This is a genomic window from Rhodosalinus sp. FB01 (assembly GCF_041365715.1).
Classification (GTDB): Bacteria; Pseudomonadota; Alphaproteobacteria; order Rhodobacterales; family Rhodobacteraceae; genus Rhodosalinus.
The window spans coordinates 1-16,921 of the sequence record NZ_JBGFSH010000015.1 but is presented as its reverse complement, the minus strand read 5'-3'; the positions used below and the strand labels follow the sequence as shown (position 1 = coordinate 16,921).

The 16,921-nt window shown below is 64.1% G+C and carries 17 protein-coding genes and 1 riboswitch; of the genes, 9 read left to right on the top strand and 8 right to left on the bottom strand.

The window, feature by feature from the left end:
- Window positions 1-78 precede the first annotated feature (78 nt).
- Both AB6A65_RS15675 and AB6A65_RS15670 read right to left on the bottom strand, forming a co-directional pair.
- Window positions 79-1,791, bottom strand: a complete 1,713-nt coding sequence (locus AB6A65_RS15675) for an aconitase X (protein ID WP_371039343.1) — start codon at window positions 1,789-1,791, stop codon at window positions 79-81.
- A gap of 21 nt (window positions 1,792-1,812) precedes the next feature.
- On the bottom strand, window positions 1,813-2,490 hold the full coding sequence (locus AB6A65_RS15670) for a GntR family transcriptional regulator (protein ID WP_371039342.1): 678 nt from the start codon (window positions 2,488-2,490) through the stop codon (window positions 1,813-1,815).
- Between the two features lie 146 nt (window positions 2,491-2,636).
- On the opposite strand from AB6A65_RS15670, the gene AB6A65_RS15665 reads away from it, so the two are divergent.
- From AB6A65_RS15665 to AB6A65_RS15625, 9 genes are all read left to right on the top strand, one after another.
- Window positions 2,637-3,437 carry a transporter substrate-binding domain-containing protein gene (locus tag AB6A65_RS15665; RefSeq protein ID WP_371039341.1) on the top strand — a complete coding sequence of 267 codons (801 nt, stop codon included), beginning with the start codon at window positions 2,637-2,639 and terminating at the stop codon, window positions 3,435-3,437.
- Window positions 3,438-3,500: 63 nt separating this feature from the next.
- Entirely contained in the window at window positions 3,501-4,163 is a 663-nt protein-coding gene (locus tag AB6A65_RS15660) for an amino acid ABC transporter permease (protein ID WP_371039340.1), read from the top strand.
- Between the two features lie 10 nt (window positions 4,164-4,173).
- Window positions 4,174-4,836: an amino acid ABC transporter permease gene (locus AB6A65_RS15655; protein WP_371039339.1), complete on the top strand. Its 663-nt coding sequence runs from the start codon at window positions 4,174-4,176 to the stop codon at window positions 4,834-4,836.
- Window positions 4,833-5,555: an amino acid ABC transporter ATP-binding protein gene (locus tag AB6A65_RS15650; protein ID WP_371039338.1), complete on the top strand. Its 723-nt coding sequence runs from the start codon at window positions 4,833-4,835 to the stop codon at window positions 5,553-5,555. Before AB6A65_RS15655 ends, AB6A65_RS15650 begins: the two co-directional genes overlap by 4 nt.
- A 117-nt stretch (window positions 5,556-5,672) precedes the next feature.
- On the top strand, window positions 5,673-6,590 hold the full coding sequence (locus tag AB6A65_RS15645) for a dihydrodipicolinate synthase family protein (protein WP_371039356.1): 918 nt from the start codon (window positions 5,673-5,675) through the stop codon (window positions 6,588-6,590).
- A 5-nt stretch (window positions 6,591-6,595) separates the two neighbouring features.
- Window positions 6,596-7,528, top strand: a complete 933-nt coding sequence (locus AB6A65_RS15640) for a proline racemase family protein (RefSeq protein WP_371039337.1) — start codon at window positions 6,596-6,598, stop codon at window positions 7,526-7,528.
- A 54-nt stretch (window positions 7,529-7,582) separates the two neighbouring features.
- Window positions 7,583-8,836 carry an NAD(P)/FAD-dependent oxidoreductase gene (locus tag AB6A65_RS15635; protein WP_371039336.1) on the top strand — a complete coding sequence of 418 codons (1,254 nt, stop codon included), beginning with the start codon at window positions 7,583-7,585 and terminating at the stop codon, window positions 8,834-8,836.
- Between the two features lie 159 nt (window positions 8,837-8,995).
- Window positions 8,996-10,021, top strand: a complete 1,026-nt coding sequence (locus tag AB6A65_RS15630; protein ID WP_371039355.1) for a proline racemase family protein — start codon at window positions 8,996-8,998, stop codon at window positions 10,019-10,021.
- Between the two features lie 79 nt (window positions 10,022-10,100).
- A complete protein-coding gene (locus tag AB6A65_RS15625) occupies window positions 10,101-11,603 on the top strand; it encodes an aldehyde dehydrogenase (NADP(+)) (protein WP_371039335.1) in 1,503 nt (500 codons plus the stop codon).
- Between the two features lie 180 nt (window positions 11,604-11,783).
- Here AB6A65_RS15625 and AB6A65_RS15620 read toward each other — a convergent pair whose 3' ends face one another.
- From AB6A65_RS15620 to AB6A65_RS15595, 6 genes are all read right to left on the bottom strand, one after another.
- The gene (locus AB6A65_RS15620) at window positions 11,784-12,710 is read right to left on the bottom strand and encodes a metallophosphoesterase (protein WP_371039334.1); all 927 of its coding nucleotides are present in this window, start codon (window positions 12,708-12,710) and stop codon (window positions 11,784-11,786) included.
- Window positions 12,710-13,054 carry a hypothetical protein gene (locus AB6A65_RS15615; RefSeq protein ID WP_371039333.1) on the bottom strand — a complete coding sequence of 115 codons (345 nt, stop codon included), beginning with the start codon at window positions 13,052-13,054 and terminating at the stop codon, window positions 12,710-12,712. Before AB6A65_RS15615 ends, AB6A65_RS15620 begins: the two co-directional genes overlap by 1 nt.
- The gene (locus AB6A65_RS15610) at window positions 13,041-13,466 is read right to left on the bottom strand and encodes a hypothetical protein (RefSeq protein ID WP_371039332.1); all 426 of its coding nucleotides are present in this window, start codon (window positions 13,464-13,466) and stop codon (window positions 13,041-13,043) included. Before AB6A65_RS15610 ends, AB6A65_RS15615 begins: the two co-directional genes overlap by 14 nt.
- 125 nt (window positions 13,467-13,591) lie before the next feature.
- A riboswitch (SAM-I-IV-variant riboswitch) is annotated at window positions 13,592-13,700 on the bottom strand.
- 326 nt (window positions 13,701-14,026) lie between these two features.
- Window positions 14,027-15,310, bottom strand: coding sequence for a sorbosone dehydrogenase family protein (locus tag AB6A65_RS15605; protein ID WP_371039331.1), 1,284 nt, complete (start codon window positions 15,308-15,310; stop codon window positions 14,027-14,029).
- Window positions 15,311-15,413: 103 nt separating this feature from the next.
- Window positions 15,414-15,833, bottom strand: a complete 420-nt coding sequence (locus tag AB6A65_RS15600) for a cytochrome c (protein WP_371039330.1) — start codon at window positions 15,831-15,833, stop codon at window positions 15,414-15,416.
- Window positions 15,830-16,861, bottom strand: coding sequence for a YeiH family protein (locus tag AB6A65_RS15595; protein ID WP_371039329.1), 1,032 nt, complete (start codon window positions 16,859-16,861; stop codon window positions 15,830-15,832). The genes AB6A65_RS15600 and AB6A65_RS15595 overlap by 4 nt, the downstream gene beginning before the upstream one ends.
- Between the last annotated feature and the right edge of the window lie 60 nt (window positions 16,862-16,921).

Sequence of the window (16,921 nt, the reverse complement as noted above, 5' to 3'; positions counted from 1 at the left end):
GGTACGGATGCCGCCGGATTTGGGCAGCCGCCTCCTCGATAGAGTTCCTCCGAGCATCACGTGTTATTGGGGCGCCCGCTAATTCCGGAGCCATGTCGGAAGACGATCCCCCGCGAAGCCGGTAACGGCTGCCTCGACGCAATCCTCGAGACTGCCAAGCCGCGCGTGCCGGCCGGACAGGCCATGCGCATAATGCGCGTATTTTCCGGAATTCGTCATCAAGCCTTTCGCGTGCGGCGGGAATATGGGTTCAACGATCGAGCACCAGCACAGGTCCGGGATCAGACGGACGCCCGCCTTCTGCAAGCGGTCGACAAGCCCTTCGGAGCTTGCCTCGCGCAGGACATCGCGTCCGATCGTGATGATCATCTGCGTCGACCTATTGCAGCTTCGATCCTGGAAGAGCTCTGCAATCCGGCGCGTCTCGGACAGCGACGCATGTGGGCTGCCGATGGCGACCAGGTCAATTGTCCTGTCGCCGCGATTGAGCTCATGCCAAGCGCCGACAAAGTCCGCCAGACGGATTTGGTGCCGCTGAGCGTCGGGCGCGGGCGCAGTATCCGCTTCGGGAGTGTGCCCCGCGACATGTAGCATGGGTGCGCCGGAGGTGGTGCCGAAAGCGGCACAAAGGGCCTTGAGGTCGTCTTGCGACGGCTGAAGATGTTCCAGCCCGGTCAAGAGTGGGATGTGGTCAGGAGAAAACTGGCCCGCCAGCCATCCGATCAATGGCCAGAGCACGTCATCATGGCCATCCAGGGCGGGCTCCACGTCAAGGATCGTTCTCGGGACACGGCCCTCTTTCGTGTACACACCGGATGCCGGCGCGCGTCCCGTCATTGCAATGAAGAGATCGAGATAATCCGGATGTTTGGGTGTGCGTGCCCCAAGGACGGTGTTGGCGTAGATTACGGCGTTCGATTCCGACCAGCCAATGACCTCGCCCTTATCCGGGGCACCCTCAAGAAGATACGGCGCGCAGGTGAAAACTGGCCTTGCTCCCATCTTCACATAGGCGTCAGCCAGGCGGCTTGCGCGTTCTCCGAAATCGGTCGGAACGTTCTGGGACCGCCAGTTTTCCCGATCTACCGAAATCGCATTGATCGTCGTGGGAACGGACACGCGAGCGCCCATTTCGGCCATCTTTTCCGCAAATATGAGATTGGCCGAATGGGCGAGGATGCAGCCGTCGATGTGCCCTCTGGTGACATCGGTCAGGCTCTCCGTGCCTTCCCGTGCCGCCATGAGGCAGATGATTTCCATGGCGATCCTCGCTGCCGGCCCGTGATCGCCGCCAAGACAGCGCCGGTCTTCCTTGGAGAGATGCAGATCGCTCGCCTGCGCGGGGGAAAGGTCCATGTCCACGCAATCGGCTTTCAGCCGGTTGCCTGAAATGGATGCTGTCTGCGAGCGCGCGACGCGATCATATTCCGATCGTGGAAGGAAGATGGTGGGGAGCGGCCTGTCGAATATGCGGCCCGAGACCAAGGCACCCAGCGTCAGGACTTCTTCGTGCTCGCAGAAAACAAGCGCCGCTGGGGAAAGTGAATTCAAGGACAGTTCAAGCAGAACCCCGCTTCCGCTGCAGGATCCACGCGAGGTCGGCATCATGAGGATCTTTCCGGATACCGATGCTCCATGGTTGGGGTGGTGTACGTCTATGATCGTTCCCGTTCCGGGGTCGACACCTCCCCAGAAACTCAGGCCTTCGCTACAGGCCAGCACCTCGCCATTCGCGTCACCCTCGATCAGAATCCGACCAGCCGTTCCGGTCTCGCGCGCTGAAGTCGTCAAGCTGCCTCCGATGTCATGGGTTTATCGCTTCTTGTGTCTCGCAGGTGTCGGGAAATGTTCCAGAAGGGAGTGCTTGGCGCCGTTGATGTGATCGCGCAGCAATAGGCTCGCCCGGTCGGCATCACCCTCTTCGCAGGCGACAAGGATTGCCAGATGCTCGCTGTCCGCCCTTTCCATGCCATCGCTTATGACGAGCTGTGCGCGAATGTAGCGCTCGACGCGATCCATGGCGTTATCGGCGACGTCCTTGAAGTAGTTCAACGTGCTCGGTCCGTAGAGCGTTTTGTGGAACACGCGGTTCAAGTCGCCCCACTCCATGGGATTGGGAGACTGTGAAAACGCCGTGCAGTGCTTTCGGGCGTCGATCAAACACTCTCGGGACATCCGAGGCACCGCGTCGCGGATAATCTCGGGCTCGAGAAGAGCCCTGAGGTCGAACACCTCCGCCGCCTCGTCCGCCGACAATCCGGCAACCACGGCGCCCTTGTATCGTTGGGTCTTGATAAGCCCCTGCTCTTCAAGCCTCGAGATTGCCTCGCGCACCGGGATGCGGCTCGTATTGAACATGTTGGCGATCTCGTCCTGGCGCAGCGGTGCTCCTTCGGGGATTTTGCCCTCGATGATCGCCTTGCGAAGAACGTCGAAGACGATGGTCGACGCGGACGCGGTCTTCGAGACATCTACGGCCGGAAACTTCATCTTCCATCACCCTCGAGCAGTTGCGGCGCCATACGATACTGCCGCGTCCGTGCAAAGTCTCTTAGTTTGCCTTGGACATTGGATCCAATATGCCATAGCGTGGCATTGTTCAACAGATCATCCAACGACCAACATGGAGGAAGACGATGCTGAAGAAGCTTTTGGGGGCGGCTACGGCAACCCTGTTGATGGCTGTCCCCGCGGCGGCCGACACACTGGATGACGTCATCGACAGAGGCACGCTGCGCTGCGGTGTCGTGCTGGATTTCCCGCCCATCGGCTATCGTGACGACAACAACGAGCCGGCGGGCTTCGACGTGGAATATTGCAACGATCTGGCGGCCGCCCTCGAGGTGGACGTCGAGTTGCTGCCTCTGACGTGGTCGGAGCGCTTGCCGGTCATCGTCACTGGTCGGGCAGACGTGGTCTTCGGCGCCACATCGGACAGCCTGGCCCGCGCGCGGACCGTCGGGTTCTCGATTCCCTACGCGATTTACTATGCGCAAGGCGTTGTGAATGCCGAAAGTGGCATCGAATCCTTCGAGGACATTCGGGGAAAGCGTGTTGCTGCGGCCGTGGGAACCGTGCCTGAGCAGGAGTGGCTGAAAATCGCCGAGGAGTGGGGCGAAGAGGACCTCTACCAGGGTTACCAGTCCGAGAACGAGGTTTTCCTAGCGGTCGCACAAGGCAAGGCAGACATCGGGATCACCACGAACACGGCGGTGAAGCCGATCACCGATCAATACGACAATATCGTGGCTGGCCCGCGCATGCCCTGGACCACGGACTACACCTCCGTTGTCGGCAAGCGCAAGGACGTCAGCTGGCTGAACTACCTCAATCTCTTTGTCACGCACCAGGTCCGGTCTGGCCGTTACGAAGAGCTGTGGGGCAGATATGTGGGTGGAGAGGCGCCCGAACTCCGCATCCCGGGCGTGATGTACTGATCACTGCCGCTTTTTCCTGTCCCCGCCCGGGATCCCCGGGCGGGGTTTCTTTGGATCGCCGCGATGTTCGAATACAACTTCCACTGGCGCCCGGTATTCCGCAGTCTGCCGGACCTGCTGGAGGCCAGCCTCTTAACTCTCCAGGTCGCGACGCTTTCCATGGTGATCGGCATCGTCATCGGTCTCGGGTTGTCCGTCATCCGCCTGAGGCTCCGCGGGCCGCTTTACTGGTTCGCCACGGCCTGGGTGGAATTGGCGCGCAACACGCCGGCTCTGTTTCAGCTGTTCTTCTTCGGGTTCGGGCTGGGGGCCTTCGGATGGCACCTGACGCCCTACATGATCGTTCTGGCCGGTCTCAGCTTCAATAACGCCGGCTATCTCGCCGAGAACTTTCGCGGCGGCTTTCAGGCGGTCCCTGATACGCAGATGCGCGCGGCGCGAAGCCTTGGCATGAATTTGTGGCAGTCCTACACGCGGATCCTGGTGCCGCAGGTCTTGCGGATCGTTTACTACCCGATGACCAATCAGCTGGTCTGGGCGGTGTTGATGTCGTCCCTTGGCATGCTCGTCGGCTTTCGCGAGCTGTCGGGCGAGACGCAGTTCTTCGCCAGCCGCACCTATCGCATCTTCGAATATTTCGCCGTCACGGCGGTGATTTATTACGTCATGGTCAAGATCATTCTGCTCGCGTCCCGGCTGCTCGCCGTGCGTCTGTTCCGGTATTGAGGGGAGCAAAGTGGAAACTCCTATCAGCTTCTTCAGCGGGTTCGGGCTTCAGGACGTGCTCTTCATGGCGCAAGCGGCTTGGCGAACGCTCCTGATCTCGGTGATATCGATCTCCCTTGGAACGCTTCTGGGGGCGATCTTCGGCTGGATGCTCTATGAGGGGCGGGTTTGGGCCACTCTGTTCCTTGCGCCGGTACTGGACGCTTTCCGTTCGGTACCGCTTATCATCCAGCTGGTTCTTTTCTATAATTTCGCGCCGATCATTGGTCTTAACCTCGATGCGTTCCAGTCGGGGCTCGTGGTTCTGACGGCTTATACGGCTGCGCTTGTCGCAAGCGTCGCGCGGGGCGGTATCGAATCTGTCGGGAAACCCATGCGTCGGGCCGCGCGCTCGCTGGGCATGAGTTACTGGCAAGATCTGCGCTACGTGGTCTTGCCCATCGGGGCGCGTGCCGTTTTTCCGTCCTGGGTGGGCGTGGCTCTCGGCGTCCTGAAGGATAGCGCCCTGGTCTCGGTGCTCGGTTACGTGGAGCTTCTTCGGGCAAGTCAGATCCTGATGACACGCACGCAGGAACCGCTCCTGATTATCTCAATCGCCGGCGCGTTCTACTTTGCGCTGTCCTATCCGATCTCGCGCTATTCGGCGAAAGTCGAGAAGAGGTGGTCCCAATGATCGGAATCACTGGCCTGCACAAGTATTTCGGCTCGCTCCATGTGTTGCGGGGTATCGACCTGGAAGTGCAGAAGGGCGAAGTCCTTTCGGTGATCGGAGCGTCGGGATCCGGGAAATCCACATTGCTTTACTGCATAAATGGCCTCGAGCCGATCCAGGAAGGACGGGTCGTCGTCGATGGTATAGACGTTCACGCCAGGCAGACTGACTTGAACAATTTGCGGCAGAGAATGGGAATGGTGTTTCAGCAGTGGAACAGCTTCCCCCATTTGACCGCCCTCGAGAACGTTTCATTGGCCCCGCGCATCGTGAAAAAGAAATCGCGGGCGGAGGCGCAAGAGATAGCGGTGAAGCAGCTGGAACATGTTGGCCTCGCCGACAAGCTCGATGTCTATCCGAGCGCCTTGTCGGGCGGACAGCAGCAAAGGCTGGCGATAGCGAGAGCGCTCGCCATGGATCCGCAATACATGCTTTTCGACGAAGCCACGTCGGCCCTGGACCCGGAGCTGGTCGGCGAAGTCCTGGACACGATGCGGATCCTGGCCGAGGAGGGCATGACGATGATCTGTGTGACCCACGAGATGGGCTTCGCACGAGATGTCTCTGACCGCGTCGCCTACTTCCATGAAGGTGCGATGGAAGAGATCGGACCGCCCGAACAGATCTTCGGCGACCCGAATTCCGAACAGACCCGAAAATTCCTGGCAAAGGTTCGCTGAACGCGGGCCCGAACCCCGTGCCACGGAAGCAGGAACAACCTTGCAAAAGTCGAGGTCGAGACGCCTCGACAGCCAAAGAGGAGAACAACCGTGTCGCGCCATGTTTTCACGGGCTGCATGCCCGCTCTGATGACGCCTTGTGATGTTGATCGCAAACCCGATTACGAAGCACTTATGCGCAAGGGCAAAGAGCTGATCGACGCCGGAATGTCGGCCGTCGTCTATTGCGGTTCGATGGGCGACTGGCCGCTGCTGACGGACGAAGAGCGGATGGAAGGTGTGGCGCGCCTTGTCGAAGCGGGCGTTCCGGTCGTCGTGGGGACGGGGGCCGTGAACACCCGCGCGGCCGTGGCCCACGCCGCGCATGCCGCGCGGGTCGGGGCGCTCGGGCTGATGGTGATCCCGCGTGTCCTGTCGCGGGGCTCTTCTCCAGAGGCGCAGCGCGATCACTTCAAGGCGATCTTGTCGGCAGCGCCCGACATTCCGGCAGTGATTTACAACAGCCCCTATTACGGCTTTGCCACCCGGGCAGATCTTTTCTTCGCGCTGCGTGCGGAACATCCCAACCTTGTCGGTTTCAAGGAGTTCGGCGGCGCCGCCGATCTGCGCTACGCGGCCGAGTTCATCACGTCGCGGGATGACGACGTCACGCTGATGATCGGTGTCGATACCGCAGTCTATCATGGCTTCGTGAACTGTGGCGCAACCGGCGCGATTACCGGCATCGGAAACGCGTTGCCGCGGCAGGTGCTGCTGTTGACGGAACTCAGCCAGAAGGCCGCCACGGGCGACGCGCTCGCGCGGCGCCAGGCACGTGAGCTGGACGAGGCTCTTGCTGTTCTGTCGAGCTTCGACGAGGGACCGGACCTCGTTCTCTACTACAAGCATCTCATGGTGCTGAACGGAGAAGAGGAATACCGTCTGCATTTCAACGAGACGGATGCTCTCTCGGATGCCCAACGTCATTATATCGAAGCGCAATACGAGCTTTTCCGGGTCTGGTTCGACGACTGGGCCAGGAAAGAAGGGCTGTAGCGCTCATGCGGGTGATCGACAGCCATACGGCAGGTGAGCCGACACGCGTCATCGTTGACGGCGGTCCCGATCTGGGAGACGGGCCGCTCGCCGAACGTGCGGCGCGTCTCGAAGCGGAGCATCGCGACTTCTGCACGTCGGTTCTGTGCGAGCCGCGGGGGCATGACGCCATGGTCGGCGCCCTTCTGGTCGCGCCCACGGATCCCGGTTGCGCAGCCGGGGTGATCTTTTTCAATACGCTGCAAAACCTCGGGATGTGCGGTCATGCGACCATCGGTCTGACGGTCACGCTGGCGCATCTTGGCGCCATCCGGCCAGGTGCCCATCGGATCGATACGCCCGTCGGGGCCGTGGACGTGGACTTGCACGATGCCCATACCGCTTCGGTCGTGAACGTTGAAAGCTATCGCCTGCACAAAGGCGTCTCTGTCGCCGTCGACGGCGTGGGGGAGATCACGGGCGACGTCGCGTGGGGGGGCAACTGGTTCTTCCTTGTGAAGACCTCGCCGCTTGCCATCGCGCCACGGAATATCCGGCCCTTGACGGATCTGGCGCTCGACATTCGAAGCGCGCTGGAACGCGACGGGATCACCGGCAGGAATGGCGCCTGGATCGATCATGTGGAGCTGTTCGGCCCACCCCTGGACCCGCGCGCCCGCAGCAAGAACTTCGTGCTTTGTCCCGGCGGCGCCTATGATCGCTCTCCCTGCGGGACCGGGACCTCTGCCAAGCTGGCGTGCCTCGCATCGGACGGAGAGTGGCAAGCAGGGCAAGAGTGGATTCAGGAAAGCATCATCGGAAGCACCTACGGCCTAAGCTACGAGCCAGGTGCCGATGGGGGCATCGTGCCGACGATCACCGGCCAGGCTTTCGTCACATCCGATGCGACTTTGATCTTCGATCCCGCCGACCCCTATCTGCGCGGGATCCGTTACTGAAATGCGGTCATGCCAAGAAAAGGCGCATCGGCCGCTGGCCCCCATCGGGATGAAATGACGGATCAATCCGACCATGATGTGATCGTCATCGGCGCCGGGGTGATCGGCGTGAGCATCGCGATCGCACTTCAGGCGGCGGGCCGCGATGTCCTGCTTGTCGATCGAAGCGCCCCCGGAAATGGCGCGTCGTTCGCGAACGCAGGTGCATTCGCCTTTTCGGACATCGTTCCGCTCGCGACACCCGGGATCATTCGCGCCGCGCCCAGGTGGCTCGCGGATCCCCTGGGTCCGCTCTCCGTCGATCCGTCCTACGTCTTCGCGATCGCGCCCTGGCTTTTGAGGTTCTGGCGGGCAAGCTGGAAGGATCGCTTCCCCAGGCTGATGGAAGCGCAAGCCGCCCTCATGGAGTTGTCCCGCGCCGCCCTCGAACGCCAGGTGGCGGATACGAGCGGCGAACATCTGCTGCAACGAGAGGGACAGCTCAGGGTTTACCAGGGCGCCCGACGGTTCGAGCGAAGCCGTTCCTATTGGGACGCCTGCCGGCAGTACGGCATTCGATTTGATCTGTTGGAGTCGCCGGCCGAGATCGCGGAACTCCAGCCGGGCCTCAGTTCCGAATTCACCCACGCCGGATATACGCCCGACTGGATCAACACGCGGGATCCCATGCTTTGGCTCGAGCACCTCCTGTCGGTGTTTCGTGCGCGGGGCGGCGTGGTCGATAGGCTGGACGCGCGCGCTCTGCAGGCCGGGGACGAACGGATCACGCTACACGGGGCGGAAGTCACGCTTTCGGCGGGCCATGTCATTGTCGCCGCGGGTGCCTGGTCGCGGACACTTGCGATGTCTCTTGGCGATCGCATCCCGCTCGAGACGGAGCGCGGCTACAACACGACAATTCGCCAAGCAGGCTTCGACCTCCGGACCCATATCACGTTTGCGGACCACGGCTTCGTGGCCTCCCGCATCCAGGACGGCGTTCGTGTCGGCGGCGCGGTCGAGCTGGCCGGTCTGGTTCGTCCGCCGAACTTCAAGCGTGCAAAGATCCTTCGCGACAAAGCCAGCGCGTTCATGCCGGGTCTGGACGCCAGTCGGGGAAGGGAGTGGATGGGGTTCCGCCCTTCCTTGCCCGACAGCCTGCCGGTCATCGGCCATGCGCAGCGCACGGATCGGGTCGTTTACGCGTTCGCCCACGGGCATCTCGGGCTGACTCAGGCGGCCGGAACAGCCGAGTTGGTGCAAGCCTTGATCTGTGGGGTGACCCCACCGCTGGACGCCGCGCCATTCTCGGCGCGGCGTTTCACATGACCTGGTGCGGAATGAACGTTCCAGCCGAAAACATCATTCAGGCGCCTACGTCCCTTGATGACGGGCCACCGTTCCGGGCGATCGGTCTTGAAGGGTTTTCTGCCGCGCCCGACGCCGCGCATCGCCACACGGGGCACAGAGCTTAGCCAGAGGTCAGACATGCGAAGCACTCGGACGATCCATGTAATTTCGTGTCATGCCGAAGGAGAGGTCGGCGACGTGATCGTGGGCGGCGTGGCGCCGCCCCCCGGAAAGACGCTCTGGGAGCAGCGAACCTACATCGAACAGCAGGAGTCGCTGCGCAATTTCATGCTCAACGAGCCGAGGGGCGGGGTGTTTCGCCATGTGAACCTGCTGGTCCCGCCGAAAAATCCCGATGCCGATGCGGCCTTCATCATAATGGAGCCGGAAGATACCCCCCCGATGTCGGGCTCCAACTCCATATGCGTCGCGACGGTGCTGCTGGACTCCGGGATTGTCCCGATGAAGGAACCCGTCACCGAAATGGTTCTCGAGGCGCCGGGCGGCCTTGTCCATGTTCGTGCGACCTGCCGAAACGGCAAGGCAGAGAGCATCAGCGTACGAAACGTTCCCAGTTTTGCTGACAAGCTGGACGCGAAGCTCGAGGTCGCCGGGTTTGGCACCCTCACCGTGGATACCGCGTATGGCGGAGACAGTTTCGTTGTCGTCGATGCTGCGGCGCTCGGGTTTTCCATGGTTGCAGACGAGGCGGCCGATCTGGCCAGGCTGGGGGTCGGGATTACGCGGGCCGCCAATGAACAGCTCGGGTTCACCCATCCCGAGAACCCGGACTGGGACCATATTTCGTTCTGTGCCTTCCGCGGCCCGGTAACGGCGACGCGGACAGGCCTCGAGGGACGGTCCGCCGTTGCGATCCGACCGGGGAAAATCGACCGCTCGCCAACTGGAACTGCCGTTTCTGCGCGAATGGCCTTGATGGCCGCCAGAAATCAGTTGCGAGTGGGGCAAACCTTCGAGGCCGTGTCGATCATCGGCTCGACCTTCATCGGCACGATCCATGGGGAAGCGCAGGTTTCAGGCCGGCCTGCAATCGTCCCGCAAATCACCGGTCGAGGATGGATAACCGGCATCCATCAGCACTTGCTCGATCCCGATGATCCCTGGCCGGAGGGCTACAGGCTGAAGGATACATGGGGTGTATAGCTTGGGCGCGTTTCCCGAGAGCCCCATTCGGTCCGAGACCCTCAGCCTGGTCAGAAATCAATGAGAAAGGAAAAGTACCGTGATCGGAAAACATCTTATCGCAGGCGAATGGATTGGAAACGACGAGACGTTCGCGAACGCTCCCGTGGAAGGCGATCCTGACAATTTTGCCGCCGGCAGCCCGGAGCACGTCGACCAGGCGGTCCGCGCGGCAGAGGAAGCTTTCACATCCTATTCCGAACTGTCCCGCGCCGCGCGAGCGACTTTCCTGCGCACCATCGCGGATGAGATCGAAGCGCGTGGAGCCCGGATCACTGAAACCGGCACGAGAGAAACCGGCTTGCCCCCGGCGAGGCTCGAGGGAGAGCGGGGCCGCACATGTGGACAGCTCCGCCTCTTCGCCGAGCATATCGAGCAGGGTGAGTATCTGGATCGGCGCCACGATCCCGCCTGGCCGGACAGGGAGCCCGCTCCGCGCCCGGATCTTCGGATGATGCAGCGGCCGATCGGGCCTGTGGCCGTGTTCGGTGCGTCCAATTTCCCGTTGGCTTTCTCGACGGCTGGCGGCGACACGGCCAGCGCGCTGGCGGCTGGCTGCCCGGTGGTGGTGAAGGGGCACGGCGCACATCCCGGCACCGCCGAGATCGTGGCCGAGGCCATTTCGGCAGCCATCGAAGCCTGCGGCGTCCATCCAGGTGTCTTCTCGCTTGTCCAGGGCGGCAGCCGGGAGGTCGGGCAATCGCTCGTTCAGCACCCGCTGATCCGTGCGGTGGGGTTCACCGGCAGTCTTGCCGGGGGGCGGGCGCTCTATGATCTCTGCGCGAAGCGGCCAGAGCCGATCCCCTTCTTCGGCGAACTCGGTTCGGTCAACCCGATGTTTCTGTTGCCTGGGGCGGTCAAGGCGCGCGGCGACGAAATCGCGAAAGGGTGGGCCGGATCGCTCACCATGGGGGCGGGACAATTCTGCACCAATCCCGGCATCGCCATTTTGATCGACGGGCCCGAGGCCGACTCCTTCATGGACGCAGCCACCGCGGCACTGGACCCCGAGGCGGCGCAGGTGATGCTGACGGACGGTATTGCGCAGGCATATCGTGCGGGCCGCGACCGTGTGGCCGCCAGCAAGGGAGTGCAGGAGATCCTGACATCGACGTGCGACCTGCGGACTGCCACACCCTATCTCTTCGCCACGACCGGCAAGGAGTGGTTGGAAAACGACGTGCTTGGCGAAGAGGTGTTCGGCCCGCTGGGTCTGATCGTGAAGGTGTCGGATTCCGGCGAGATGAAAGATGTCGCCCGGTCGCTGCAAGGACAGCTGCCATGTACCCTTCACATGGACGACGCCGACACCGAGAGTGCGCGCGGCCTGATGCCGATCATCGAGCGGAAGGCTGGGCGCCTGCTGGCCAATGGCTTCCCGACCGGTGTCGAAGTGTGCGACAGCATGGTGCATGGTGGCCCCTATCCGGCCAGTACGAATTTCGGTCATACCTCGGTCGGCACGCTGGCCATACGTCGCTTTCTGCGGCCGGTCTGCTATCAAAACATTCCCGGCGAACTCCTGCCCGAAGACTTGAGGTAGAAAGCGAGGGGGCGCCCTTGGGCCCGCCCCCATGGGGCGGTCAAGGCTGGCCTGCTGCCGGTTTCATGGTGGACCTTGCCGGGTCCTCGGTCCGGGCCTCATGCGAGCTCCGGGCGGGCTTCGGTTGGGCCGCACCGGCGCTCGGCGTCAAGTTGCCGATCGCGGCTGATCTCTGCCGCCTCACCCACCTGCGCTGACGATGTGCGCCACGTCGAGCCGTGCCGCGTCACCCTGCACGCGGTAGGCCAGCAGCGGCCCGTCGCCGCCCGCCGAGTAGTCGAGGCAGAGGGCGTTCAGCGCCTGGAGAGCCGGCCGCCCGTCGAGCCAGTAGTGGCCGAAGAAGACGGGTCTCGCGCCGGCGGGGTAGGCGCCGGCGCGCGCGAACTCCGGCAGGGGCCCGGGCGGCAGTTCGGCGGGATCGGGCACCGATATGGCGATGTCCGCCCAGCTCGCCGCTTCGCCTTGCCACCACTTGAGGCGGACATGCGCGCGGCGACGCCCATCCTTGTCGTGGAAGACGTGCCCCTCGGGCAGAGGGACTTCCGGCCCCTTCGTGGTCGTCTCGACACGCGCGTGGAGCGCGTGGTCCTTGTCGGCGGCGGCAACGAGCTGATCCTCGTCGAGGACGCCGTCCCGGGTCTCCCGCGCGAGCGCCGCGATGACGGCCTCGTCCCAGCAAGCGTGCACCGCCCGGAAACGCGCCGTTTCCAGGTAAAGCGGCAGGCTCTGCATCCAGGCGAGCACCTCCCGCGTCGCGGGAGCGTCCGGCGGGAAGGCCTCGAGGAAGCTGCGGTGCTGCGCGGTGTTCTTCGCGCTTCGCGCGCGGAGCGGTTCCCCGGTCCCGGGATGCCGCGCGTGGTAATGGAGCGCGTTGAGCTCGTGGTTGCCCATGACCGCGCGCGCCTTGCCGGCGTCCATGAGGCTCCGGACCGTGCGGATCACGCCCGCATTGTCGGGCCCCCGGTCGATGAAATCGCCGAGGAAGACGATCTCGCGATCGGGCGCGTCGTTGATCCAGCCCGCGGCGCTTTGGCGCCAGCCGAGCTTCGGAAGAAGCGCGTGGAGTTTCTCGCCCTGGCCGTGAATGTCGGGGATGATGTCGTGCATCAGGCCTCCTCGTGATCGAATGTGTCCATCGGGATCTCGGGGGCGCGCGGCGCGCAGTCCGCCAGCACCCGGTCGAGCATCGCCATGCCGGGCGCGCGGCGGATCCGGTAGCGATCGATCGGCAGCGCCCTGCCGCAGTCGCAGCCGCGGGCCCGGTTCTCGGGCGTCCAGTGCCAGGAGCGCACGAGGTCCACGCCGGCGATCCCGACCCGCCGGGTGACGCCGTGCTTCGGCGGACCGTGCGGCGGCAGGGCCTCGGCCTCCACGACGGTCCCCTCCGGCACGGGCATGCCGCGCCCGTCGTGGCGCTGCCACGGGCCCCAGAGCCGCTCAGCGCCAGACATCGGAGAGCTCCGCGCCGCGCCGGTCGGCGAGCGCCCAGCGATGGCCGTTGAGGATCCGCACGGCGCGCAGATGCGGCCAGAACCACTTGTATCCCGGGTAGAGGAAACATCCGTGGGCGGGCGGCGGGAGCTCGAGCTGCTCGGCGATCGGCGCGAGGGCCTGCGCCCCGTGGCCCTCGAGCTCGAGGCGAATGGCGATGTAGCTGACAGGATACGCCGTGATCAGCAGGCCCGCGACGAGGTGGTCGCGCCGCCCGCGCTCCGGGCCGTTCGGGCGGGCGAGGATCGCCTCGAGCATCACGAGCGCGCGGGCGCGCTCCTGCCAGCGGGGCACCACCGCCCGCGCGAGGCTCCGGCGCACGAACGCCGTGCGCGCCGTCGCGGCGCATTGGTCGGGAAGGTCGAGGATCATGAGGGAACTCCTTCGGCACGTGACATTGGCCGAAGGCGCGCGGACACCGCGTCACGCCGGTATCTTACCGGAGCGACACCTGCGTCGTGGCGCACGACAAGGCGGGTTTTGGGAGAGGTCCGCATGGGCCACCCTTTCGTTGCCAGTCTTCGGCCGCATCCCCCACTCTGGGGTACCACCTTGCTGGGTCAGCAGGTTGGCGAGAGCGCTAGGGCTCTTCTCAAGATGCATAATAAAAATAGTCGTTCTGCCGAAGGAGTGCAATCCCCGGTGGGGCAGGCGCGCATATGTTGGTGATCTGGCAAGGACGGTCGGAAAGCAGCGGTGCATCTCGTGCGGAGGCGGCCGGGAACCGTCTCGCACCGATTGGATCCTGTCGACGCTCCAAAGCGCCACGCGCGGGCGTCACGCCAGCGCGCTCCCGCGCATCTCTCCGGTCGAGCGTGTCGCGCCTTGGCCGGCTTCGGCGCCCCGGCCACCGCCGAAGATACCGGATCTGACGAGACGCAGATTTGCGGTGGCAGGCCGCGCCGCGAAGGTGGCGCGGCCCGCTTGCCGGCTCAGTCGCCCGGCGTCAGCTTGTGGACCGCCCCTCCGTCGACGGCGGTGTAGAGGCTGCCGTCGGGGCCCAGCACGAGCGAGCGGAAGCGCGCGGGCGGCATCGGCAGCGTCATCTCGGTCACGTCACGCACCGAGATCTCGCCTTCGTGGGTCTCGAGCTCGATCACGTCGATGCGCTGGCCGATGGGCGTTCCGCCAAAGCCGATGCCCAGCAGGCCGACGGCCAAGGCGCCGTCCCATTCGCCCCATTGCTCGCCCTCGAGAAAGGCAGCAGAGGATATGCCCTGCGACCAGCCGTTGTTCTCCCAGATCGGCGGCATCGCGTCGGGATAGGTCTCGAAATCCGTCATCGGCATGAATGACGCGCGTTCGAAGCGGTTCATGCCTTCGTCCTGGTTGGGCATGTACCCGCAATAGCCATCGGGACAGTCGCCCCGGCCCGCCATGTTGTCACGCGGGTCCCAGCCACCGTTCCCGCCGTTTTCCAGCACCGTGATCTCGTCGGAGTGCCATGGCCCGTGCTCGGTGATGATGGTGTCGCCCGTTTCGGGGTGAAAGGCGATGCCCTGCACGTTGCGGTGCCCGTAGGTGTAGGTCCGCGTGTCGAAGCCTTCGGGCGGGGTGTTGTCGGGGTGCGCACTTCCGTCCGTCTGGATGCGCAGCACCTTGGAGCCCATGAGCGTCGGGCTTTGCGGGATCTCGGGATTGTGGTTGTCGCCCGTGGTGAGCCACAGCGCCCCCTCGGGACCGAAGCGACCGCGCCCGCCGTTATGGGCACCGGGCCCGCCGAAGGGATGATCGGAGTCCTCCATCTTGTAGGGCACGTCATCCACGATATCGACGCGGTTCGAAACGGCGGTGAAGTCCTCGTTCACGGTGAAGCGCATCAGCCGGTTGGTGTGCGGATCGGACATGTCGGACGTGGCATAGACATAGATGCGCCGGTTGGTCTCGAACTCCGGGTCGAAGGCGACGCCCATCATCCCGGCCTGACCTTCGCAGAACAGGTCCGACCCGTTCGACGGGTAGCCATCGACGTCGCCCATGCCGTAGAGCGCGTTGACCGTCCCATCGGGCAACCGCACCGAAAGGCCGTTGCACTTCTCGCTGAACAGCATCGTTCCATCGTCGAGGAACGCGATGTCCCAAGGGCTGTCCAGCCCGTCGAGCACGACTTCGTGCTGAAGGCTGGTGGTGTTCATCCCCACCTGGGCGAAAGCCGGCGATGCAAGGATCGCGGTCCCGGTCAGCAGCGATGCGACGAAGGCCCTTTGATAAGCCATGTGATCCTCCCTTGAATGCCTTCCGACCAATGCGGCCTCCCGGAATTGATCGTCGGGAGGCGTTGGCGGTTAAGCTGTAAACGTAAGCACGATCGTTTTCCGATCAAGGCAAGCGCATGTCCGACATCCGACCGCCCGGGCCTTTCGCGCGTCGGTCGAAGGCGCGTGTCACGTGGACCGCAAGGCTGGCGATCTCCGTGTCCGAAATATCCCTCGCGGTCTGGATCATCGGAACCGAGTCCGGGCCGACGCGCGCGCCGGCTCTGTAAGTCTTCAGCCGGTTCGCGATGTAGTCCGGCGCCTTGTCGGACAGCTGCGGATAGCTCGCGACGCCCTGCGCCTCTTTGCCGTGGCAGGCATCCGTGCGGTGTAGCCCGACGGCGGCATGTGGCAGGCGACACGCGACGCGGCTCGTCTGTCGATGATGGCCGAGCGTGGGCGTCGATTCGGTTCGCCAGTCGGCCACGGCGAAATTCAGCGAAGAGCTTCGGGCGTTCGGGGCCAGCAGGGCGACCATCGTCACGCGAACTCCAGAAAGCTGATCCCGGCCAGGACGAGCCCCGCGAGAAACAGGGTTTCGGCCACGATCAGCGCGATCGCACCGCCACCCACCTTGATGATGTTGCGCAGGTCGGTCTTCATCCCGACCGCGGCGATGGCGGCCAGCAGGGCCCAGGACGAAAGCCCGGCCAGGAACGCGCCCAGCGTCTCGGGGATCAGGCCAAGCGAATTCAGCGTGGCGAGGCAGAGGAACCCCGCCACGAAGCCGGGCACGATCGGCGGCCGCGTGCCGTCCGCGCGCGTCTGTTCGCGTTGCCACACAAGCGTGATCACGATCACCACCGGTGCGAGGAACGAGACCCGGATCAATTTGACGAGAGTCGATGTCTCGCCCGCGGTGTCGGAAATCGAAAAGCCCGCGCCGACGACCTGCGCCACGTCGTGCACCGTCGCACCGATGAAGGCCCCCGCCGTGACGTCGTCGAAGCCGAGCGCATTGGTGAGGATCGGGTAGAGGATCATCGCGATCGTCGACAGGACCGTGACGCCCAGGACCGTGAACAGCAGGTTGCGCTCGGACCGTTCGTCCTTGGGCAGGACGGCGGCGATGGCCATGGCGGCCGATGCGCCGCAGATGGCGACCGCGCCGGCGGTGAGAATGGCAAATCGCGGCCCCTGTCCGATCAGGCGCGCCAGCGCCACGCCGAAGAGGATGGTGGCGACCGTCCCGCCGACAAGCAGCCCGATCATGCCCCAGCCCAGCGACGTCAGCATCTCGACGCTGATGCGCGCGCCCAGGACTGCAACGCCGAACCGCAGGACGGTGCGGGCGGTGAAGCCGATGCCCGCCGCGGTCGGTCCCGGTTCGCCGAGGAAATTCAGCGCGATCCCGAACAGCAGCGCCATGAGCATCGCCGGGGCGCCATGATGCTCGGCCACGAATTGCGCCGCCAGCGCGACGAGGACCGCGACCATGACGCCCGGCAGATACGCCTTGAGATGCCCGGCCAATCGCTGGCCGGACAAGCCGTACACCGTTTGCAGCTTCATGCCGGGATCAGGCTGTCTGCCTGACCATGTCTGCGGGGTTTATTCCTGCGACGGCGACGG